Source organism: Agrobacterium burrii (genome assembly GCF_017313405.1).
Classification (GTDB): Bacteria; Pseudomonadota; Alphaproteobacteria; order Rhizobiales; family Rhizobiaceae; genus Agrobacterium; species Agrobacterium burrii.
The window spans coordinates 71,937-94,543 of record NZ_JAFLNA010000008.1 but is presented as its reverse complement, the minus strand read 5'-3'; the positions used below and the strand labels follow the sequence as shown (position 1 = coordinate 94,543).

Sequence of the window (22,607 nt, the reverse complement as noted above, 5' to 3'; positions counted from 1 at the left end):
GTATCAACAGCTTCCTGAAGCCAGTCCCCGCGTCATGTTTTTGGCGGTCCTCGAAAGACACGCAAAATCCGCCGGCGAACCGCCCCCTGATGGCCGGGACGCCCTTTTTGGACTTGCGAGCTGAGATTGAAAGGGACCGGCCTCGTTACTCTCCGGTCCGTTGCCGCCGCAACATAACTGTCACTTTCCTCTCGTGGCATAGATTCGTCAAGCCATAGATTGAAACCGTTTTTTAACCACAAGATATTGTGTGAAGTGCCTGTGGAAAACGGGGAAAGAGAAAGCCCTCAAAAAAATCAGTGACTTGGCGAGAGTATTTGAAGCTTGCGCGGGGCTGGTTTCCGCAGCGGAAAGCCAAAACCCCGCATTTCCGGGGTGCGGCATAAAGGCGACAGTGCGGCTTTTCCGTGTTTTTCCGCTGTCGTCAAAAAGGTGGTTTCAAACAAAAAGCCGCCCCGGCGGGGACGGCTTTTCAGGCTTGTTTTTTGTTGCGGCAGACGATCAGCCGCGCGATCCCTTGGCGATCGGCTCCTGATAGGTGAAGCCCATGTCCCAGGGAAAATAGATCCAGGTGTCCTGGCTGACTTCGGTCACAAAGGTGTCGATGGTCGGCACGCCCTTCGGCTTGGCGTAAACACAGGCGAAATGGGCGCGCGGCAACATTTCGCGCACTTCCAGCGCGGTCTTGCCGGTATCGGTCAGATCGTCAAGCACGAGCACGCCTTCGCCGCCATCCGCCGCCAGTTTCGGGTCAACGCCCTTCAGCAGAACCGTATCGCCCTGATTGACGTAGTCATGACGGGTGGCGATGCAGACCGTGTCGATCAGGCGGATGTTCAGTTCGCGGGAAATGATCGCCGCCGGCACAAGGCCGCCGCGGGTAATACAGACGATTGCCCGGAACTCTTTATCGAGACCGGCAAGACGCCAGGCAAGCGCGCGGGCGTCGCGGTGAAACTGGTCCCAGGAGACGGGAAAGGCTTTATCGGGAAGGGACATGTCGTCTACCATCTGGTCAAAATTGTCGATGGCTTTGGCTAATAGCCGCAAGACGGGCGAAAAGGCAAGCTTTGCGCGTGAGGCGCGTTGTTTGAATTGGTTATTGCCGCCTGTTTCTTCTCCCCGCCGTGGAGAAGGTGGCCCGAAGGGTCGGATGAGGGGGAAACGTTGCCGGATTTCGGAGAGTTTGCGCCCTCATCCCGCTGCCGCGGACTTCTCCCCGGCGGGGAGAAGAAACAAGCGGCATACGCCCGGTCCACGTGGGATGCCGAGGGCGCTATGCGCGTTTTAGCGCGACAGCAATGTCAGCGCCGTCATGGAATCGAGCAGGGTGCGGGTCACGCCGCCGAACAGCAGTTCCCACCAGCGGGAATGGCCATAGGCGCCCATGACCAGAAGGTCGATGCTGTGGTCGGACAGGCGGTTTTCGATGGCCGCCTGCGGCGAGACGCCAGCGATTTTTTCCTGCGAGGTGACCGTGACGTTGACGCCATGGCGGGCAAGCGTTGCGGCCAGTTCCGCGCCGGCGAGGCCCGACGACTGCGTTTCGCTCTCGGCCTGATCGACGGAGAAGATCTCGACGCTTTCGGCTGCTTTCAGGAAGGGCAGGGCGTCGAAGGTGGCGCGGGTCGCCTCACGCGAGCCGTTCCAGGCGATCAGGACGCGCTTGATCGGTTTGGCGACGGTGAGCACATGCGGCACGAGGAGAACGGGGCGGCCGCTTTCATAAAGAAAACCGTCAATGTCCGAGCGGCTGTCGGAGAGCGCCGAAGAACTGCTCTGGCGGGCGACGATAAGATCGGCGCAGCGGGCGCTGTCGATTGCGGGTGCGGAGGCATAACCCACCGATGTGATGAAACTGCGCCATTCATGCGAGATGCCGTTGGCAGACAGCGTGCGCTCGAAAAGGGTTCCGACATCTGTGGTTTCCTTGTGCGCCACGTCCTGCAAAGCCTGCACGGTGGCGGGATCGGGAATTTCCATCGGTGCGACGAGCGGAACGGCGGCCAGCGTTTCCATGTGCAGGCCGATCACATGGGAGGAAAACTGGTCGGCAAGGCTTACCACGAATTCGCCGAGCTTCTGCGTGTTCGAAACATTGTCGACCACTGTCAGTATCGTTTTGTAACCCATTTTTCTCTCCTCGGTGACATGTCGTTTTCAGATCGTTCTGGCTTTTCTTCGAATCGCCAGAGCGATCTAAGTCTCTGTTTTACGCATTGTCCGGACGGAAAAGCTGTTCCGCTTTTCCTGGAAATGCTCAGGGGGGAGAGTGGCCGCCTTTACAGACCGCCACCTTGATTTTGGTCAAACCTTTTCGTTTCAGGCCTTTTCCTTCTCAGGCGGTTGCATCGCCCTTGCTGGCGGCCAGTTGCTTCTCCTGGCCGATGGTTTCGATCATGGCCGCAACCGCCTCGGTTGCCGCCTTCAGCACGCCGGCGTCGCGGGCGCGCACGACGATCTCCGTCGAAAAGCGCTGCCCGTCATATTTCGGGTAGGAGCCGATGCTGGTTTCTGGATGAGCTTTCTGGACGGCCGTCAGCGGCGTGCCGATATCGCCCTCCCCATAGGGCGAGCGCACCGCCTGCGACATGACCTTTGCACCGGTTCGCAAGGTCGGCATGACATTGTCGAGCATGGCCTGAAATACCTGCGGCACCCCGGCCATGACATAAACATTGCCAATGACGAAGCCGGGGGCGACGGAAACCGGATTGGCGATATGCGCGGCACCTCTTGGCATGCGCGCCATGCGCTTGCGCGCTTCGGTGAATTCCATCTCGCGGACGCGGTACATGTCACCCAACAGGCGCAGCGCCTCGGCATCGTGTTCGCAGGGCAGGCCGAACGCCGCTGATACCGCATCCGCGGTGATGTCGTCATGGGTCGGGCCGATGCCGCCGGAGGTAAAGACGTAGTCGTAACGGCCGCGCAGCGCATTCAGCGCCTCGACGATCTGCTCCTCCTCGTCGGCGACGATGCGCACTTCCTTGAGGTCAATCCCGGACATGGTGAGGACATCTGCGAGATGTCCGATATTCTTGTCCTTGGTGCGGCCCGACAGCAATTCGTCGCCGATGGCGAGCATGGCGGCGGTGACAACGGAGGAGGTGGAGGAGGGATTGGACATGGTTGCACTCGTCATCTGTTTCCCCCGACGTTAGCCCCGCTACTGATGAATGCAAAGCAGTTTTGAAAAAATGTCCTTTTGTAAATGGTTGACATTCCGGTTTTCCGTTCACTCATGGTGAACAGTGCGTATGCCAATCCCCGGCTGGCGGGATGAGGGGCCGTGGGCTAGGTTTCGTCACACACATTTGACGGGTCAACGCCGATGATCATCGAGTTTTTGAAGAAGCTTCTGGCCGGCACGCCGGAAACAGTTCCAACAAAGGAAACGAAGAGAATGACGAAGGTTCTGGTACTTTATTACTCCGCTTACGGCCATATCGAGACAATGGCCTATGCCGTCGCCGAAGGCGTCAAGTCCACCGGCGCGGAAGCCGTGGTCAAGCGCGTTCCCGAACTGGTCCCGGAAGAGGTCGCCAAGGCCTCCCACTTCAAGATGGATCAGTCGGCCCCGGTGGCGACGGTGGAAGAACTGGCCGAATACGACGCCATCATCGTTGGCGCCGGTACGCGCTTCGGCACAGTTGCCTCGCAGATGCGCAATTTCTGGGACCAGACCGGCGGCCTGTGGTTCAATGGCAAGCTGGTAGGCAAGGTCGGCTCGGCCTTCACCTCTTCCGCCACGCAGCATGGCGGTCAGGAATCGACCATTCTCGGTTTCATTCCCACCTTCCTGCATCACGGCATGGCCGTTGTCGGTCTGCCCTATGCTTTCCAGGGCCAGATGGGCGTCGATGAAATCAAGGGCGGTTCGCCCTATGGCGCCTCCACCATCACCGATGGTGACGGCTCGCGCCAGCCTTCCGAAATCGAGCTGGAAGCTGCACGCTATCAGGGCGCGCATGTCGCCAAGCTGGCCGCCAAGCTTTCGGCCTGAGCCTGGAGCATTTCCAGTAAAAGTGCGTAGCGATTTTACGTCCGGAAAATGCGTAAAAACAAAGAGCTGGAGCATTTCCGCATTTCGGAGAAAAGCGGAAATGCTCTAAGCGATTGAAAAAAAGAAATGCGGCCCAAAAGGCCGCATTTTCTGTTCCGGCATCTTACGTCGCCGGTCCTGTGACGAGAGGATTTGGCGCCGTGTCAGATCGGCAGGTTGACCATGAAAAGGCAGCTTGCGACCACGAAGCCGAGCATCGAGATTTCGAGAAAACCGTTCAATCCGTCACGCATTTCAATCCTCCTTGTTTGATCGGAAAGAGAACGGACGGAGCTTATTGCGGTTCCATAACAGAAGAATGAAATTTAGAGATTTTTAACACGCTGCCATTGCACGCGGCGGCGGGCGTCACTTTGCTGCTTCAGCCGGTGACGACGAAGGCCACGACGAGGTGGCCGAGAAGGCCGATTGCCAGGCAGGAGAGAAGAAAGATGAACAGGGCTTTTTTCATGTTTCCGGAAGCTTCCATCGGTTTTTATCCATCGAACCTGTTGTCTTGAAGTTTCAGCGCCACAGGGCACATCTTATCGTTTTGCGGCAGGCGAGCCATTCTCCCGTCAGGCCTTGAAATCAAGGCCCGCTTCGATGGCGGCGGCGAGGAAGGCCTTGCGCGCATCTTCCGGCTTTTTCCGGCCGGCATCGACGGCGGCGCAGATGAGCAGCGCCTTGTCCAGCGCATCGCCATCTTCGATCGGCCAGTCCTCGATCAGCGCCCAGGAAGCGGCCTGCGTGGTTTCGATGCTCGTATATTCGCCCGGCGTTTCAAACGCGATCAGGACGGGTTTTTGCCAGCGCGTATTCATCGCCTATCCGTATTGTTTGTCGTGCCCGGCTCTAACCGAAGCGGCCTGAATGCGCAATCCGTTTCGGTCCGGCCGTGGTGCGGTCAGTCGTCGCGTCCGAACAGCCAGTCGCGAATGATCCGTCGGTCGATAAGTTCCAGCGAGCGGTCGGGCGCGATCCGGTAGGTTTCCACCGCCCTTGTGCTGCCATCGATACGGAATTCGTGGCTGAAGGTGCTGCCGATCGGCGATTTCGTCAGCTTTGTGCGCGGCTGGCCTCTGTAAATGATGCTGCCGGGGATTGGTGCGACATAAGGCGCCGGTCCGACGTAGGGGCCTGGTCCGACGGTCGTGCATCCCGTCAGCGCGAATGTGAGCGCGATAGTGGCCGATGATAGGAGCGTTTTCATCCTGTCCTCCGAAGTGCGTCTGCGAAAACGATATGGAGGCGCAGCGGTTCCCGACAGGCAAGAAGATGAAGGATTATTCGTCCCGTCTATTTGCTTTTCGGATTCTGAATGTCGCGCGCGACCCAGCGGAAGAAAGCGTAGACGAGGAGGCCAAAGATGAAAAGCGGGATGAGGTTCGCAAAACCGGACATATGATTCTCGTTTCTCCCTCCCGGTCCGGGGTCTAGCCGGAGTGAAACCGGCAAGGCAAGAGAAGCGAATATCACCATCGGTAAAATATCCGTGTGTCTGCAGGGGGATTTGTGGTGCGCCGGGAGGGGGCGGGAGAGATCTGGCGCACTGCCAGTGATGCCAGATCTCTCTGTCTCCCGCCAGTTTCAGGGTACGGGGGACTTGTTATAGTGTAACTAACAACCGCCAATGGACATAGGCCGAGAAATTACCACGAATAAATCGCTGCCATCGCCGGTCATAGACGTCCCAGACCTTTGACCTTTAGACCCACGCCGTTTCAACGCTCCCCGCCTGATATATTTATCCGGCAAATTATTTTACCCGACGGGCGGACGCAGTCCTCACCGCAGATAGCGCTTTAACCCTTTGAAACGGCTAGGATGCTTTTTTGGGTGGCAAGTTGCAGCAGGGGAACTGGAGGGAACCTTTTTCATTCTCCGTCATTGAATCAGGCAGAACACACATGCCAATAGCGGAGGGTTAAACATGCTCGGCACCATCCTCGTCATCCTGCTTATTCTGTTCCTGATCGGCGCGCTGCCAAGCTGGGGTTACCATAATTACGGTTATGGCCCGTCGGGCGGTCTGGGGCTGGTTCTGGTTATCATCCTGATACTGGTTCTGCTTGGGCGGATTTGATCGATCACCCTTAAGACTGAGCCATGCCCGCGCTGCCGCAATTGCGGCGGATGCGGGCATTATTTCTTCTGAAATATGAGGAAGATACAAAAAATCACGCAATCTTAATCCCTTAGCCGAGGGGAGACTGCATTGCGCTTATCCGGCCTGAAAAAACACCACATTCGGAACGAACCCTCTTGCGCCCAAAATGGATTCGTTCTAAATGCCCGCCATCGCTCGAATAAAGAGCGTGTGAGGCCTCGTGGCGGAGTGGTGACGCAGAGGACTGCAAATCCTTGTACCCCGGTTCAATTCCGGGCGAGGCCTCCAAATTTTCCACAAAATTGCAGATGTCGTCTTGAACATATCTCCCGCTTTTCGGTGATTGACCGTCTTTGCTGTTTCAAAAAATCCCTTTCATTTCGCTTTTTCCCCCACATCCTACTCACCACGCTTGAAAGCGCGCGCCTTGGCAATTATGAGATTATCCAAAGGTGAGGGGAAACCCGCGCCGTTTTGAGCTTTTGGAGCCGAGGCTTCCCGACCGGCGTCCGTGAAATTGAGGCGATAAGGACATGATGGATTTCGAAACCGCGCGCGCCAATATGGTCGACAGCCAGCTGCGCACGACTGACGTGACTTCGCATTCGGTGCTGAAGGCGTTTTTGAGCGTGCCGCGCGAGGCTTTCGTGCCGGCGGGCGTGCGGCAGATTGCCTATGCGGACGAGGATATGCAGATCTGTCCGGCCCGCGACGGCCGCCCGGCGCGCTACGTCATGAAGGCTTCGCCGCTGGCGAAACTGCTGCAGCTTGCCGCCGTCTCCAAGGAAGATGTGGTGCTGGAAGTCGGCGGTGGTTCTGGTTACGCGGCTGCCATCCTTTCCCAGCTGGCCGGTTCGGTGGTTTCGCTTGAATGTGACGAAGCGCTGGCGGCGCAGGCAACCGAGACGCTGGCCTCGCTTGGATATGACAATGTTGCTGTCGTGACCGGCGATCTCGAAAAGGGTTATGCGGGCGAAGCGCCCTATGATCTGGTTTTCGTCAACGGTTCCGTCGAGGAAGTGCCGACGGCGCTGACCGATCAGCTGCGCGACGGCGGACGTCTGGTCGTTGTTGTCGGATATGGCAATGCCGCAAAGGCCACTGTCTACCGCCGTGATGGCAACAGCACATCGGCTGCAAGCTCCTTCAACGCCTCCATCAAGCCTCTGCCCGGTTTTGCCAAGGCGGCAGAATTCGTTTTCTGATCCATCGAGATGGTATTCGCCGTTTACGCCGGGGTGGCCCTTCCGCCCCGGCGTTTGTTTTTTGCGGGGCCTGCATGCTGCGCCCCGTTTGCCCTGCGGCAACGCCTTGACAGCCTGTTCTCACAAAGCTGTGCATCACCGTGAAACTTGTCGAATCAGTGATTTAGTTCCTCACTATGCTGCCCTAGAATAAGGGTGATTCGGGGTGTGCGTATTTCTGCCCCGCATGATCCTGCAGCAGGGACGGCAAAAACGCCCGGCGATTTTGTCTGAACATGTTTCAGAGCATCGGCGCGACAGCCGTCTTCGGTTGTCATGGACGCGATGTAAGAATTGAACAGGTGCGAAGCGCCATGTCCGGTATCCAGAGGGATACGGCCTGAGCGCTCAAGAGTGGAAACCGGGGATTGATATGGCTCAGCCAAGCGTAGCGCGTGAACCGTCCATGGAAGAGATTCTGGCGTCGATACGCCGGATTATCGAAAGCAACGAGCCGGGACCTTCCGGTGCGTTTTCCGGGCAGTTGCCGCCGGTCTATGACGATGAAGACGATGCCGCCGGTGAAGCGGCCTTCGTGACGGAGCCCGTCAGCCCGCCGGCCCGCGTTCCCCCCGCCGCAAACCAGGCCTATGGTGCGCGGCCCGCACAGGATTTTTCCCAGGATTATTCGTCGGCTTCCGAAAGGCCGATGCCGGAACAGCTGGAAATCTCCGCCGAGAAGACCATGTCGCTGGCCGATGTCGCAGCCCGTGTTCGCGCCGCCGCCGACCGCAACGCCGCAATGGGGCCACAGGCATTTGCCGCGCAGGCGCAGCGTGGCGTAACAGAGCCTGCTCAGGCTGCGCCTTCCTCGAACGTCACCTCGGCCTCAAGTGTAATGCCGGCTGAACGCCCGGTGCCGCAGCGTCCGACGGATGTGCGGCCGCTGATGGCGGCAACCGCCGCCGCTGCCGGCGAACAGCCCGTGCCTTTTGCCGCCGAGGATCGCGCCGCCGCCGCTGCCATCGAAAATGCGCCGTTTGCCGAGAGCCCTTTTGATCAGCTTGCGTTGCGCGGCGCGATCGAAACGCCGCTGGTCAAGGAGCATTTTGAAATCGAAGTGAACCAGCCTGCCGTCGAGATGCCGAAATTCGAGCCGGTAGAGCAGGAAACCGAGAGCGCTTTGTCGCTCAATCTTATTTCCGCTGCCGCCGGCGCGCAGATCGCGCGTTCCTTCAGCGAACTTGCGGAAATCTTCGACGGCGTCGAGCGCCGCTCGATCGAGGATCTGGCCGCCGAGATGCTGCGCCCGATGCTGCAGGACTGGCTGGAAGACAATCTGCCGACTTTGGTGGAACGTCTCGTGCGCGAGGAAATCGAGCGCGTCGCGCGCGGTTCGCGCCGCTAAGTTCTCTCCGGCCGCCTGTCGCAAATGCGCGGGCCATGACGAAACAGGGGCCGCTCCGGCATCGGGGCGGCTTTTTTGTTGAAGATGAAGGCGTTATCGGGGCATAGTCATCTGCAGGGTCGCTCAATCGGCGGCTTAAGCGGGTCGGTTTCTGTTGACTCTCGACCATCCATCCTTATTTAAAAAATCCACACAAGAACTCTAAAATTCAGGTCAGGAAATGCTCGAGAAGACCTACGATTCCGCAGCCGTCGAACCGAAGATCGCCAAAGCATGGGACGAGGCGAATGCCTTCCGTGCCGGCGCCAACGCCAAGCCGGGTGCGGAAACCTTCACCATCGTCATCCCGCCGCCGAATGTGACGGGCTCCCTGCATATGGGCCACGCGCTCAACAACACGTTGCAGGACATATTGGTCCGCTTCGAGCGCATGCGCGGCAAGGATGTGCTGTGGCAGCCGGGCATGGACCATGCCGGCATCGCCACCCAGATGGTGGTCGAGCGCAAGCTGATGGAACAGCAGCTTCCGGGCCGCCGTGAGATGGGCCGCGAGGCGTTCTTGGAAAAGGTCTGGGAATGGAAGGCCGAATCCGGTGGTCTCATATTCAACCAGCTGAAGCGCCTTGGCGCGTCCTGTGACTGGTCGCGTGAGCGCTTCACCATGGATGAGGGGCTGTCGCAGGCGGTTCTTGAGGTTTTCGTCACGCTCTACAAGCAGGGCCTGATCTATAAGGACAAGCGCCTCGTCAACTGGGACCCGAAGCTGCAGACGGCGATTTCCGACATGGAAGTCGAGCAGCTGGAAATGAAGGGCAATCTCTGGCACTTCCGTTATCCGCTGGAAAAGGGCGTAACCTATCAATATCCGGTCGCTTTCGACGAGGAGGGCAAACCCACCGAGTTCGAAACCCGCGACTACATCGTCGTCGCCACCACGCGCCCGGAAACCATGCTGGGCGATACCGGTGTTGCTGTGAATCCGGAGGACGAGCGTTACAAGGGCATCGTCGGCAAGCATGTCATCCTGCCGATCGTTGGCCGCAAGATCCCGATCGTTGCCGACGACTATGCCGATCCGACGGCTGGAACCGGTGCGGTCAAGATCACGCCAGCGCATGATTTCAACGACTTCGAAGTCGGCAAGCGTTGCGGCCTGCGCGCCATCAACGTCATGAATATCGATGGCACCATTTCCATCAAGGAGAACGAGGATTTCCTCGAGGGCCTCAATCATCCGGCCGCCCTGCATGGCGCATGGGATCGTCTGGAAGGACAGGACCGCTTCTTTGCCCGCAAGGTCATTGTCGAAATCTTCGAGGAAGCCGGTCTGCTGGACAAGATCGAGCCGCACAAGCACGTGGTGCCGCATGGCGACCGTGGCGGCGTGCCGATCGAGCCGCGCCTGACCGATCAATGGTGGGTGGACAACAAGACGCTGGCCCAGCCGGCGATTGCCTCGGTTCGCGAAGGCCGCACGAATTTCGTGCCGAAGAACTGGGAAAACACCTACTTCCAATGGATGGATAACATCCAGCCCTGGTGCATCTCGCGGCAACTGTGGTGGGGCCACCAGATCCCCGCATGGTATGGCCCAGACGGGCAGGTCTTCGTCGAAAAGACCGAGGAAGAGGCGCTGCAGGCGGCCATCCAGCACTATATCGCCCATGAAGGCCCGTGGAAGGCCTGGGTCGAGGAGAAGCTGGAGAACTTCAAGCCGGGCGAAATCCTCATCCGCGACGAAGACGTTCTCGACACCTGGTTCTCATCGGCGCTCTGGCCGTTCTCGACGCTTGGCTGGCCGGAAGAGACCCCGGAACTGGCGCGTTATTATCCGACCAATGTGCTGGTCACCGGTTTCGACATCATTCCTTTCTGGGTGGTGCGCATGATGCAGATGGGCCTGCATTTCATGAAGGACGATGCCGGCAATCCGGTCGAGCCGTTCAGCACGGTCTACATCCACGCGCTGGTCCGCGACAAGAACGGCCAGAAGATGTCGAAGTCCAAGGGCAACGTCATCGATCCGCTTGATCTCATCGATGAATATGGTGCGGATGCGTTGCGTTTCACGCTCGCCATCATGGCGGCGCAGGGTCGCGACGTGAAGCTCGATCCGGCGCGTATCGCCGGGTATCGCAACTTCGGCACCAAGCTGTGGAACGCCACGCGTTTTGCCGAGATGAACGGCGTGAAGCGCGATCCGCACTTCCTGCCCGAAACCGCATCGCTGACGATCAACCGCTGGATCCTGACCGAGCTTGCCAATACGGCGCGCGATGTGACGGCCTCGCTTGAGAACTTCCGTTTCAACGATGCCTCCGGCATTCTCTACCGTTTCGTCTGGAACCAGTTCTGCGACTGGTATCTGGAACTGCTGAAGCCGGTCTTTGGCGGTGAGGACGAAAAGGCGAAGACGGAATCACAGGCCTGCGCGGCCTATGTTCTGGATGAGATCTACAAGCTGCTGCATCCCTTCATGCCGTTCATGACGGAAGAGCTGTGGGCGCATACGGCCGGCGAGGGCGAGGAGCGGGATGACCTTCTTTGCCTTACCGACTGGCCGGTGCCGGAATTCCGCGACGATGCTTCGGCTGCGGAAATCAACTGGCTCATCGATGTCGTATCGGGCATCCGCTCAACACGCGCCGAGATGAATGTGCCGCCGGGTGCGACTGCCTCGCTGGTGGTCGTCGGCGCCAACACCTCCACCGAAGCGCGGCTTGACCGCCACGCTGCCGCCATCCGGCGCTTAGCGCGGGCCGATGAAATCCGCGCCGGGGATGTCGCGCCGAAGGGTTCGGCCCAGATCATCATCGGTGAAGCCACGGTATGCCTGCCGCTCGGCAACCTTGTCGATCTCGCGGCCGAAAAAGCCCGCCTCGAAAAGGCGATCGGCAAGGTGGATGCGGAAATGGAACGTATCGACAAGAAGCTCTCGAACGAAAAATTCGTGGCCAATGCCGATCCGGAGGTTGTGGCCACTGAACGCGAACGCAAGGCGGAACTCGAGGTGCAACTGACGAGCCTGAAGACCGCCATGCAGCGGGTGAACGAGGCGGGATAGCCCGCCATTGCCTTTCCAACAGCAAAACGCCCCGTTAATGCGGGGCGTTTTTTTGCCTTCTGTCAGGTTTAATTTCTTTTCATTGCTGCGTTGCAGCGGCGAATCATTTTCGGGAAACAGTGCGATTATTTCATCGCGATCTTCGGCCGGATAATCCGGAAAAGCGGAAAAAAACCAATAAAAACGGTCTGATAAGCGGGTTTCTTCGGGAAAATGCGACTGTGGTTATTTGGCGACATTCTCGTTGGGTTTGGCAATTTGTTTCGTTTTGTGTCAATTTTTTCGAACGGATTAGAAAAATAGCCTAAAATGATTATATAAGAAGCCAGACATAAAATTCTTACGTAAAAAAATCGCCGCATTTATGCGACAGCCGGAAACCGCGACAGATTGTCATTTGCCCTTTAGCGTTTCACTCTATCCTCGATCACATTGCCTTGATTGGGGAGAGAGATGGCAAAAACTGCAATTTTTCGCGGCGCGGTATGTTTCGTAGCCAGCATCGCGGCGGTCACGCCTTCACTGGCCGGCGGCCTTGAACGCGGCGGTTACAATATCGACCTGCTGTTTGATCCGTCCGACTATGTTCTCGATAGTTCGGCCACCTTCGTTGCGCCGCAGCGCAAGGTTGAGAATGCACGGGACAATCCGCTGAAAAGCGGGGGGGCGTTGCCGGCATCCTGGTCGACCACCGCAGACGATTCCGAAAACTATTGGTCGACACGGGTGGGCGCCAAGGCAGCCATCGGCGATTTCGGCGACTGCATGTTCGATTATTCGCAGCCGTGGGGCGCGGACCTCAACCCCGGCATCTGGCAGGGATCGAGCTACAATATCGAAACCAAGGTCAAGTCGCACAATTACGCGACGACCTGCCGCGTGAAATTCGATCTCGGCAAGGGTGATTTCTCAATCATCGGCGGCGGTTTCTATCAGGAACTCAGCGGTTATAAATATCGTCAGGTCGTTTCCCCGACAGCGCTTGGTCCCGCCTATCCCTCCCTTTATTCCGGTGTCGGTAAACTGGAGATGGAAGGTGACGGTTGGGGATGGCGTGCGGGTGTCGCCTACGAGATTCCGGAAATCGCTTTCCGCACCAGCCTCGTCTACAACAGCGCCGTCGATCACGACCTGAACGGCACGGTCGACCTCAGGAGCCTTCCAGCGGCCGGCAGCCCGGCTCTCGTCGCTTACGGCGGTAAAGTCACGCCGGTTTACGGCTCGGTCTCCATGCCTGATAGCATTGAGCTGAAGGTGCAGTCGGGTATCGCACCGAACTGGCTTGCTTTCGGTTCGGTGAAGTGGACGGACTGGAGCCAGATTCAGGTCGTGCCTTTCTGCCAGGTCGGTGTTGCCTCCTGCGTTGCCGGTGTAACCTCGCTCACCACGCTCGATCTTTATTATCGTGACGGCTGGACGGTGACCGGTGGTATTGGCCACAAGTTCAACGATCAGTGGAGCGGCGCCGTCAGCCTGACCTGGGATCGTGGCACATCGACGGTTATCGGCACACAAACCGATACGTGGATGATTGGCACCCAGGTCGTCTATTCGCCCACCCCGAACCTCGAGTTCAAGATTGCCGGTGCTCTCGGCTTGCTCACCTCGGGTGAATCTTCGATCAGCGGCAGCCGTTGCAGTTCTGGCAGTGCGGCAACCTGCGGCGATGAGGTAGGCTACAGTTTTGGCAACGATCTCGTGGCGGCCATTTCCACAGGTGTGAAGGTCAAGTTCTGACGCCATACTTCTGCTGATGCTAAAATAAAGGTCCGGTTTACCAACCGGGCCTTTTTTCATGCCCGACTATGATTCCTTCTCGATAAAATTTTCTAGGCCAGAAGTTTTGTGACGATTTGGCAACACTTTTCTGCAAGCTTGGAGCCGCGTTGGAATGTGAGCATATCTGTCCATTTCCCGCCACAAACAGAGTGCTTGGCTTCTGTTTATGGACGCGGGAATGAAAGAACATGCAGGCGTTTGATGTGGATCTCTGGAATTGCGACAAGTGAAAACGGGTTTGGATTCAGGGTTTAAGCAAGTAATACGGGAATTTGGTCCGGATTTTTTGTTTGGCGCTGATCGGCAGATGGTGAAACGCCGTTATATTGCCGGAAATTATGCCTATATCTGTTTCACTGAAAATTTGGAGCAATTACCGCAAGAGGCCACCGGCAGTGCGCTGGAAAGTGCTGCCGGAAAGACGCAGTGTGTTCGAAAAATCGCGACCCGGCGGGGTTCGGCTTTGCAGTATTCCGCAAGTATTGGCTATATGCCGGGAAGAGTTATGAGAAGTTCGCCGAAATGCTGAAATGTGAAGCCAACGTTTTAAAGCCGCTCCTTATGGGCATGTTGCTTGCGTCGCTCGCAATGCCTGCCGCGGCTTTTGACATCAATGCGGGTGTGACCAAGGAATCCGGCCCCTTCGACCTGTTCAAGTTCGGCTTCAAGGCCTACAAGAACGGTAATAAGGGCGAAGCCGTCGAGGCCTATCGCTACGCGGCTGAAAAGGGCCATACCGGTTCGCGCTGGGCGCTTGCCAATATGTACGCCTTCGGTGATGGCGTCGCCAAGAACGACTTCGAAGCTTTCAAGATTTACAGCGAGATCGCCAGCCAGGGCGTCGAACCGGGTTCCGAGGATACCGGCTTTTTCGTCAACGCGCTGCTGTCTCTGGCCGACTATTACCGGCACGGCATTCCCGGCAGCCCGGTGAAAATGGACCTTTCACAGGCCCGCCAGCTTTATTTTCAGGTGGCTTCCACCTTTGGCGTTGCTGAAGCGCAGTTTCGGCTGGCGGAGATGATTCTGGCCGGCGAGGGCGGCCGGACCGATGTGCAGCAGGCCAAGAAGTGGCTCAATCAGGCGCGCAAGCACGGCCATGCCGGCGCCATGTCGATTTTCGGCAATCTGATCTTCCAGGAAGGCCAGGCCGCGCAGGGGCTGGCCTTCATGACGGCGGCGCTCGACAAATGTACGGCGGTGGACTGCACCTGGATCCAGAGCCTGCAGGAACAGGCATTTTCACTGGCGGGCGAGAATGATCGCCGCGCGGCCATCGCGATGGCGCAGAACATGCAGATCGACGATTCCAATTAAGATGATGTCAGCTGAGGCGAATTCTTGTCGTCTGAGGAGAGCCGGTCAGTCGACCGGCCGAAAATCGAAATAACCGCAGACCGGCACGTGGTCGGACGGTTTTTCCCATGCCCGCACGTGTTTTTCGATGCTGACCGATTGCAGCCTGTCGGCCGCTTCCGCCGATAGCATCAGATGATCGATCCGGATGCCGTTGTTTTTCGGCCATGCGCCGGCCTGGTAGTCCCAAAAGGAATATAGTCCGGCTTCATCTGTGGTTGCACGGGCAGCATCGGTGAAGCCCAGATTTTCCAGCTTGCGGAAGGCCGCGCGCGTCTGCGGCAGGAACAAAGCGTCACCTTCCCACACGCGTGGGTCGTGGCAATCGAAGGGCTCGGGGATGACGTTGTAATCGCCGGCCAGAATAAGCGGTTCCTCCAGCGCGAGGCGATCTTCGGCAAAACGGCGCAGCCGTTCCATCCAGGCGAGCTTGTAGGGATATTTGACCGGATCGTCAGGCGGATTGCCGTTCGGCAAATAAAGCGAGCAGACGCGGATCGCGCCACCGTTAACGGAGAACACGCCTTCGATGAAACGCGCCTGTTCGTCGGCATCGTCACCCGGCAGGCCGCGATTGACCTCGTCCGGCTTCACTTTCGAGAGCAGGGCGACGCCGTTGAAACCTTTCTGGCCGTGGGTCTCGATATGATAACCGAGCGCTTCCAGCTCCAGGCGGGGAAAGCCTTCATCAACCGACTTGATTTCCTGAAGGCAGGCGATGTCAGGCGATGAATCCTTCAGCCACTGGCAGAGGTTTTCGATACGCGCCTTGACGCCATTGATGTTCCAGGTGGCAATCTTCATCGGAGTTTCCCTTTTGTGAGGGTACTTTTACCCGATGCAAAAGCGATTGCCACCGTTTTTGGAAACGGCCGGTACGGAAGTCGTGGAAAGATATGTCAGATCGAGAAGCTGGTGCCGCAGCCGCAGCTTGCCACCGCATTGGGGTTCTTGATCTGGAAGGACTGGCCGAGCAGATTATCGACGAAGTCGATTTCGGAGCCGGCCATGTAGATGACAGACATGCTGTCGATCAGCACTTTGGCGTCGCCGCGCGCAATCACGATGTCGTCATCCGCGGGGTCTTCCGCCAGATCGAACTTGTAGGAGAAGCCGGAGCAGCCGCCGCCTTCCACCGAAACGCGCAAGGCCTGCTTGCCCGCATCCGCTGCGACGATCTGTGCTATCCGCTTTGCTGCGGCTTCCGAAAGGGTAATGTCTGTGTTTTCCATGTCGTTCCTCGTGCCGGGGTCAAGAACCGGAGAGCAATAGTCCTGTCGGCGTCATTATAAACCGGTCAAATAAACGGTCTATAGCGATGTTCGCAACGGTCTTTGCCGCGATGATGCTTTGCGCCGACCTTTGCGATAGGTATGAAGGGTGGATGAAAAGGTCAATGGTCTAGGCTCAAGGAAGTCACAGCCGACGTCATGGCCAGAGAACAGTACGGGTGAATGCATGATCATAGACCAGCGCGCATTGGGTTTTGGAAGTGGCGAGAGGGCGATTTTCGCTTCCGATCCATGGAGCACGCGCGGGCGTCTTTTTGCCGAAGAGGGAAGCCTGACGCGTTCGGAATTCCAGCGCGACCGGGACCGCATCGTCCACACGACAGCCTTTCGCCGCCTGAAGCACAAGACGCAGGTTTTCATCAGCCCTGACGGGGACCACTACCGCACCCGTCTTACCCATACGATCGAGGTAGCGCAGATTGCCCGTGCGCTCGCCCGCGCGCTGAAGCTGGACGAGGATCTGGCGGAAGGCGTGGCGCTGGTGCATGATTTCGGCCACACGCCCTTCGGTCACACCGGGGAAGATGCGCTGGATGCGGTGCTGTTGCCCTATGGCGGTTTCGACCACAATGCCCAGTCGCTGCGCATCGTCACCAAGCTGGAGCGTCGCTACGCCGAATATGACGGCATCAACCTGACATGGGAAACGCTCGAAGGGCTGGTCAAGCACAATGGCCCGCTGGTGAATGCCAAGGGTGAGGGCGTCAAGGGACCGGTTCCGCTGCCCATCCTCGAATATTGCGAGTTGCAGGATCTGGAGATCGGCAGCTATGCCAGCCTTGAGGCGCAGATGGCGGCGATTGCCGACGACATCGCCTATAATACCCATGATATAGATGACGGGTTGCGCGCCGGTTATCTCACCTTTGAGATGCTGGAAGAGGTGCCGTTCCTGAGTGGTCTTATGGCCGAGGTACGGGGAAAATATCCCGTGCTCGACAAGGAGCGTTTCGCCAATGAGATCATGCGTCGCCAGATCACCCATATGGTCGAAGATGTGATCGGGGTCGCGCAGAACAACCTTGCCCGTCTGAACCCGCAGAGTGCTGTCGATATCCGCGCCGCCGATTTCACCGTTGCGACGTTTTCGCCCGAGATGGCCGAGACCGACCGGCAGATCAAGAAGCTGTTGTTCGGCCATATCTACCGGCACCCGGAAATCATGCGCATCCGGGCTGGTGCGACGCAGATCGTTACCGACCTTTTCCACCGTTATATGGAGACGCCGGCGGAGATGCAGAGTCACTACTGGGTGGACAGCATTTCCGGCATGAGCGAGGCCGCAAAAGCCCGGCACGTGGGCGATTATCTGGCCGGTATGACCGATAGTTATGCACTGCGCAGCCACCAGCGGCTGTTTGACCACACCCCCGATTTGCGATAGGGCAGCGGGCGATCGCGAAGCCGACCCGGTTATGACGACCGGACATAAACAGAAGCCCTTCGCGCAGGTTGGAACGATGAACATTTTTGCTGATTTCGATACCAGGATCAAAAACGCGCTCGAGACCCTCGATATCGTGAAAGAGAACCGCGACAAGGTCGATTTCAGTCGAATTACCGTCGAATCCCCGCGTGATCTGAGCCATGGTGATGTCGCAACCAATGCGGCGATGGTGCTGGCCAAGCCGCTCGGCACCAATCCGCGGGCGCTCGCCGAACTCATCGTGCCGGCACTTCAGGCCGACGGCGATGTCGACAGCGTCAATGTCGCGGGTCCCGGCTTCATCAATCTCAAGGTCTCGGTCGGTTACTGGCAGCGTCTGCTTGCCGACATGATCGGCCAGGGCATCGATTTCGGTCGCTCGAAGGTCGGCACGGGCCAGAAGATCAACGTCGAATACGTCTCCGCCAACCCCACCGGCCCGATGCATGTCGGCCATTGCCGTGGCGCCGTGGTGGGTGACACGCTGGCGAACCTGCTCGCATTCGCGGGCTATGGCGTGACCAAGGAATATTACATCAACGATGCTGGCTCGCAGATCGACGTGCTGGCGCGTTCTGTCTTCCTGCGTTACCGCGAAGCGTTGGGTGAAGATATCGGCGCCATTCCGTCGGGCTTCTACCCCGGCGACTACCTCGTTCCCGTCGGCCAGGCGCTGGCGGATGAATATGGCATCAAGCTGCGCGCCATGCCCGAGGAAAAGTGGATGCCGATCGTCAAGGACAAGGCGATAGATGCGATGATGGCGATGATCCGCGAGGATCTTGCGCTTCTCAACGTCCGGCATGACATGTTCTTCTCGGAGCGCACGCTGCATGAGGGCAATGGTGGCCCCATTCTCTCGGCCATCAACGATCTGACCTTCAAGGGCCATGTCTACAAGGGCACGCTGCCGCCGCCGAAGGGCGAATTGCCTGACGACTGGGAAGATCGCGAGCAGACGTTGTTCCGTTCGACCGAAGTAGGCGACGACATGGACCGCGCGCTGATGAAATCGGATGGTTCCTACACCTATTTCGCCGCCGACGTCGCCTATTTCAAAAACAAGTTCGATCGTGGTTTTTCCGAGATGATCTATGTGCTCGGCGCTGACCATGGCGGTTATGTGAAGCGGCTGGAAGCGGTTGCGCGCGCTGTCTCCGAGGGCAAGTCGAAGCTGACCGTGCTTTTGTGCCAGCTCGTCAAACTGTTCCGTGATGGCGAGCCGGTGAAGATGTCGAAGCGCTCCGGCGACTTCGTCACGCTGCGCGATGTTGTCGACGAAGTGGGTCGCGATCCGGTGCGATTCATGATGCTCTATCGGAAGAATTCCGAGCCGCTGGACTTCGATTTCGCGAAAGTGACCGAACAATCGAAGGATAATCCGGTCTTTTACGTGCAATATGCACATGCCCGCTCACAGTCGATCTTCCGGCAGGCGCGGGAAGCGTTTCCGGGGCTTGCTCCCTCTGCGGAAGACATGGCGGCCTCTGTGGCTTTGATTAGCGATATCAACGAGTTACAGCTGGTTGCGAAGCTTGCCGAATATCCGCGTCTGATCGAGTCGGCGGCCCTTTCGCATGAGCCGCACCGGCTTGCTTTTTACCTCTATGATCTGGCCAGTTCCTTCCATGGACACTGGAACAAGGGCAAAGACCAACCGGAATTACGTTTTATTAACGATAAAAACCGAGAATTGAGCATTGCCAGACTTGGGCTGGTGAATGCTGTCGCGAATGTTTTGAAGTCTGGCCTTACGCTTTTGGGAGCGGACGCACCTGACGAAATGCGATAACATATCACCATTATTTGCTCACAATACGCTGGCAAGAGCTGCAATGCGTAGATGGTGGAACACGTAATGGTCGAAAAAAATGTCGCGTATAACCGGGACGCCCGGTCCGAAGGGTTCGCTGACAACGATCCTCTGGCAGAATTGGCGCGTATCGTCGGTTTCGATGAGCGTCCTTCGCATGCGGGTTCTGCGGCTGCGCCAGCCTCTGCCCGCCGCGAACCCGAATTTAATCTCGAAGACGAGTTGCTTCGGGAGTTCGAGGTTTATGATGCGCCGCACGCCGATCCCGTGGTTCTTGATCCGGCAAACGATGTTCGTGCGGGCATCCACCCCAACGATTTCATGCAGCGCGTCGAATCTGTCTTCGCCCGCCGCGAGCCTGAGCTTGAGCCCGCTGCCGCGCCCGAGACGCAGTACGCGCCGGAGCTGACGCACGCCCCCGAGGAAATGGCGCAGCCGCTTCCGGAGGTCGATAACGCCTATATTCACAATTACGTCGAAACCTCGACGCAGGACATTCGCGCGGATTTCCGCGACGATGCCGGTGCGTTTGCAGAAGTTTTCGATGTGCATTCGCACCAGCCGCGTGCCGCCGAGCCGATGGATTACCAGCAGGTCGCCCAGCATGTCGCATGGGAAGAGCCGCAGGCAGCAGAGCCGGCAAAGCCCGAATGGCACGCCATGCCGGAGCTTCCGGCCGATGTATCGAGCAATGTTTCGTCTTCCACGCACGGTTATGTGCCGGAGCCGCAGTCCTTCGATCTTGCCGACGAGGTAGAGATCGCGGTCGCTGAGGAAGCACCCGTTTCCGTGCGCCCGCCCTCGCATGGCGGCCGTTCTTCGCTGGAATTTTCCAGCCTGCGCCTGCCGCTTGCCAATTTCGGTGCACGTCGCGATGTTTCGTCCGCCGATCCGCGACGGGTTGAGCCGAGGTCCGAACGGCAGCCTGCTGCCCGGATCGAGCCGCAGGTCGAACCCGCGCCAGCGCTGGCGCCTGCCACCATTCAGGCGGAAGAGACCGCGCCTGCCTTCGCACCCTCGGTCGCGGAGACCTTCACGCCTGCTGCGCAACCTGTGATGCCTCCGGTCGCCCAGCAGCCGGCTGCGACCAATCTGTCGGCGATGGACGAGCTGATCTACGACGTTGCGAAATATTCCATTCCCGGTCGCGGTGAAGAGCCGGTCGTGCAGTCCGCGCCCGTCGTTCAGGCGGCCAGGATCGAGCCGCCGGTGGCTGTCGCAACGCCAGTTGTGGCGACGCCCGTTGCCGCATCGTCCGTGCGGGCAACGCCGGTTGCCCCTGCCGTATCCGCGGCACCTGTTCAGGAACTGGACTTTGCGGATTTCGCCGGTTTCAACGACGATGATTTCGAGCTGGCGCTCGACGATCTCGACCTTGATCTCGACCTGTCGGAAATCGCTGAAGCCGAGGTTGCTCCTGCGCCTGCGCCCCAACCCGTTCGCCAGCAGCCGGTTGCTCCGGTGGTGGCCGCTGCGCCCCAGCCGGTGAGGGAACAGCCGGCGCCTCAACCGCGCGCCGCAACCATGTCCGCGCCCATCGCGATGGCAGCTGCGCCCGTTCAGCCGCGCCCGGCCGTCGCCGCGCCGCAGCCGGCCGAGCCGCAGACGCTGGAAAGCCTGCCTTTCGATCCTTCACAGATCGGCGAGACGGAAGAACACCCGGAAACCATTATCGAGATGGATGTTCCGGAATTACCGGTCGGGGTTTTCGAACCCAAGCCAGCGCCGCGCCGTCACGAGGAAGATCTCGATATCGATACCGAGCTTGCGACGCTGTTTGCGCCTGCAGTTGCCGGCGGTCTTGACCGCCACAAACACGCGGAAAACCGTGCTGCTGCCCCGCAGGCGCGCGCCGTGCAGGCTCCGGAAGACGCCGATGAATTCGAGCGGGCTCTGGAAGAGGACTTCCGCCGCTCCATGCAGGAGGCTGCGGCGTCCCGTGGCAATGCATCACGCGATGCCGAGAATACCTATGTCGATCATCAGGCGGCCTATCGCGACGAAGATGAACGCAGCGGTCGCCGCTGGATCATGCCGGTGGCGGCTGCCATCGGTCTGGTGCTTATCGGTGGTGGTGTTTACGCGCTGATTTCCGGCGGCTCCTCCAGCACCGGTTCGAATGGCGCGCCGGTCATCATTTCCGCCGACAACGATCCGATGAAGGTTGTGCCGGAAAATCCGGGCGGCCGCATCGTGCCCAATCAGGACAAGGCGGTTTATGACCGTGTTGCCGGCGGCAGCGCAGCCGATCCGAAGCAGCCGGCGCTGATTTCCAGCAACGAACAGCCGGTGGATGTGGTTCAGCGCACGCTCATCCCTGAACAATTGCCGCTTGAAGGTGAAAACGACGCAGATATGGAAGCCGCCGGCACACCGGTTGGCGAGACCGAAGATCCGCGCCTGCTTTCGCCGGAAGAAAAGGCCGCGCAGAACGAAGGTGCTGGCGCAACGGGTGTTTCGCCGCGCAAGGTCCGCACCATGATCGTCAAGCCGGATGGTACGCTGGTCGCCCAAGAAGTGGACGTACCGGCAGCCCAGCCGCCTAAGGCCGACAGGGTTGCAGAGCTTGCCGCACCGCAGACCGCCAAGCCGGGTGAGGGCGCTCCCGCCGTCATCGCCGCTTCGCGGGTTCCGGTGGCGCCCGAGCAGGCTGCAAAGCCGCAGGTCAACACGCCTGCTGCAGCGTCTACGCCGGCCTCGCAGTCTGCAGCGCCGCTTCCTTCGGCGCGTCCGTCTTCCCAGCCTGCCAATGTGGTGGCAACGGTTACCAATCAGGGCAATGTCCGCCCGGCAGCGACCACTCCGGCCCAGCCGCAGGCAACGCAACAGCAGACGGCTGCCGCAACACCCGCCGCAACCAGCACGCCTTCGGCCGGTGGTTACTACATCCAGATCGCGTCGCTGCCGAGCCAGGCCGAGGCCCAGAAGTCCTACCAGAACATGTCGGCCAAGTTCGGTTCGGTCATCGGTGGACGCGGCGTCGACATCAAGGCGGCTGAAATTGCCGGCAAGGGCACATTCTACCGCGTCCGCATCCCGGCCGGTGACAAGAACGAAGCCGTGGCGCTTTGCGAAAAGTTCCGCTCGGCCGGCGGCAGCTGCCTGGTGGCACGCTGATAGCGGCCGATCT

The 22,607-nt window shown here is 58.9% G+C and carries 18 protein-coding genes and 1 tRNA gene; 12 read left to right on the top strand and 7 right to left on the bottom strand.

What is annotated here, in order from left to right:
- Positions 1–501 precede the first annotated feature (501 nt).
- From gpt to JZX89_RS15820, 3 genes are all read right to left on the bottom strand, one after another.
- Positions 502–999: a xanthine phosphoribosyltransferase gene (gene gpt / locus JZX89_RS15830; protein ID WP_046798460.1), complete on the bottom strand. Its 498-nt coding sequence runs from the start codon at positions 997–999 to the stop codon at positions 502–504.
- A 288-nt stretch (positions 1,000–1,287) separates the two neighbouring features.
- Positions 1,288–2,133, bottom strand: coding sequence for a universal stress protein (locus tag JZX89_RS15825; protein ID WP_149897449.1), 846 nt, complete (start codon positions 2,131–2,133; stop codon positions 1,288–1,290).
- A gap of 205 nt (positions 2,134–2,338) precedes the next feature.
- The gene (locus JZX89_RS15820; protein ID WP_207134798.1) at positions 2,339–3,130 is read right to left on the bottom strand and encodes a competence/damage-inducible protein A; all 792 of its coding nucleotides are present in this window, start codon (positions 3,128–3,130) and stop codon (positions 2,339–2,341) included.
- A 276-nt stretch (positions 3,131–3,406) separates the two neighbouring features.
- On the opposite strand from JZX89_RS15820, the gene wrbA reads away from it, so the two are divergent.
- Positions 3,407–4,006 (top strand): NAD(P)H:quinone oxidoreductase type IV, encoded by a 600-nt coding sequence (wrbA, locus tag JZX89_RS15815; RefSeq protein ID WP_153513941.1) that lies wholly within the window; start codon positions 3,407–3,409, stop codon positions 4,004–4,006.
- A 617-nt stretch (positions 4,007–4,623) separates the two neighbouring features.
- On the opposite strand, the gene JZX89_RS15810 is transcribed toward wrbA, so the two are convergent.
- Together JZX89_RS15810 and JZX89_RS15805 are read right to left on the bottom strand one after the other, a co-directional pair.
- The gene (locus JZX89_RS15810) at positions 4,624–4,869 is read right to left on the bottom strand and encodes a DUF982 domain-containing protein (protein WP_046798319.1); all 246 of its coding nucleotides are present in this window, start codon (positions 4,867–4,869) and stop codon (positions 4,624–4,626) included.
- An 83-nt stretch (positions 4,870–4,952) separates the two neighbouring features.
- Positions 4,953–5,258 (bottom strand): hypothetical protein, encoded by a 306-nt coding sequence (locus JZX89_RS15805; RefSeq protein WP_149897451.1) that lies wholly within the window; start codon positions 5,256–5,258, stop codon positions 4,953–4,955.
- A gap of 720 nt (positions 5,259–5,978) precedes the next feature.
- On the opposite strand from JZX89_RS15805, the gene JZX89_RS15800 reads away from it, so the two are divergent.
- From JZX89_RS15800 to exoR, 8 genes are all read left to right on the top strand, one after another.
- On the top strand, positions 5,979–6,131 hold the full coding sequence (locus JZX89_RS15800) for a DUF3309 family protein (RefSeq protein WP_084687064.1): 153 nt from the start codon (positions 5,979–5,981) through the stop codon (positions 6,129–6,131).
- A gap of 238 nt (positions 6,132–6,369) precedes the next feature.
- Positions 6,370–6,443 (top strand) — tRNA-Cys (locus JZX89_RS15795).
- A gap of 245 nt (positions 6,444–6,688) precedes the next feature.
- Complete coding sequence (locus tag JZX89_RS15790; protein WP_207134646.1) at positions 6,689–7,360, top strand: protein-L-isoaspartate O-methyltransferase family protein; 672 nt, start codon at positions 6,689–6,691, stop codon at positions 7,358–7,360.
- A 412-nt stretch (positions 7,361–7,772) separates the two neighbouring features.
- The gene (gene popZ / locus JZX89_RS15785) at positions 7,773–8,747 is read left to right on the top strand and encodes a PopZ family protein (protein ID WP_207134645.1); all 975 of its coding nucleotides are present in this window, start codon (positions 7,773–7,775) and stop codon (positions 8,745–8,747) included.
- 220 nt (positions 8,748–8,967) lie between these two features.
- Entirely contained in the window at positions 8,968–11,811 is a 2,844-nt protein-coding gene (locus JZX89_RS15780; protein ID WP_149897453.1) for a valine--tRNA ligase, read from the top strand.
- Between the two features lie 453 nt (positions 11,812–12,264).
- Positions 12,265–13,548, top strand: coding sequence for an outer membrane protein transport protein (locus JZX89_RS15775; protein WP_149897454.1), 1,284 nt, complete (start codon positions 12,265–12,267; stop codon positions 13,546–13,548).
- A 268-nt stretch (positions 13,549–13,816) separates the two neighbouring features.
- Complete coding sequence (locus tag JZX89_RS15770) at positions 13,817–14,119, top strand: hypothetical protein (protein WP_236776582.1); 303 nt, start codon at positions 13,817–13,819, stop codon at positions 14,117–14,119.
- The gene (exoR, locus tag JZX89_RS15765; RefSeq protein WP_149897455.1) at positions 14,113–14,907 is read left to right on the top strand and encodes an exopolysaccharide production regulator ExoR; all 795 of its coding nucleotides are present in this window, start codon (positions 14,113–14,115) and stop codon (positions 14,905–14,907) included. The genes JZX89_RS15770 and exoR overlap by 7 nt, the downstream gene beginning before the upstream one ends.
- A 45-nt stretch (positions 14,908–14,952) precedes the next feature.
- On the opposite strand, the gene xth is transcribed toward exoR, so the two are convergent.
- The gene (xth, locus tag JZX89_RS15760; protein ID WP_207134644.1) at positions 14,953–15,750 is read right to left on the bottom strand and encodes an exodeoxyribonuclease III; all 798 of its coding nucleotides are present in this window, start codon (positions 15,748–15,750) and stop codon (positions 14,953–14,955) included.
- A gap of 95 nt (positions 15,751–15,845) precedes the next feature.
- Positions 15,846–16,178 (bottom strand): iron-sulfur cluster insertion protein ErpA, encoded by a 333-nt coding sequence (gene erpA / locus JZX89_RS15755; RefSeq protein WP_149897457.1) that lies wholly within the window; start codon positions 16,176–16,178, stop codon positions 15,846–15,848.
- A gap of 226 nt (positions 16,179–16,404) precedes the next feature.
- Here erpA and JZX89_RS15750 point away from each other — a divergent pair, with 226 nt between their 5' ends.
- The 3 genes from JZX89_RS15750 to JZX89_RS15740 all read left to right on the top strand — a co-directional run bounded on the left by JZX89_RS15750 (position 16,405) and on the right by JZX89_RS15740 (position 22,594).
- Complete coding sequence (locus tag JZX89_RS15750) at positions 16,405–17,622, top strand: deoxyguanosinetriphosphate triphosphohydrolase (protein WP_207134643.1); 1,218 nt, start codon at positions 16,405–16,407, stop codon at positions 17,620–17,622.
- Between the two features lie 76 nt (positions 17,623–17,698).
- Positions 17,699–19,456, top strand: a complete 1,758-nt coding sequence (argS, locus tag JZX89_RS15745; RefSeq protein ID WP_207134642.1) for an arginine--tRNA ligase — start codon at positions 17,699–17,701, stop codon at positions 19,454–19,456.
- Between the two features lie 66 nt (positions 19,457–19,522).
- Positions 19,523–22,594, top strand: a complete 3,072-nt coding sequence (locus JZX89_RS15740) for an SPOR domain-containing protein (protein WP_207134641.1) — start codon at positions 19,523–19,525, stop codon at positions 22,592–22,594.
- The last annotated feature ends 13 nt before the right edge of the window (positions 22,595–22,607 follow it).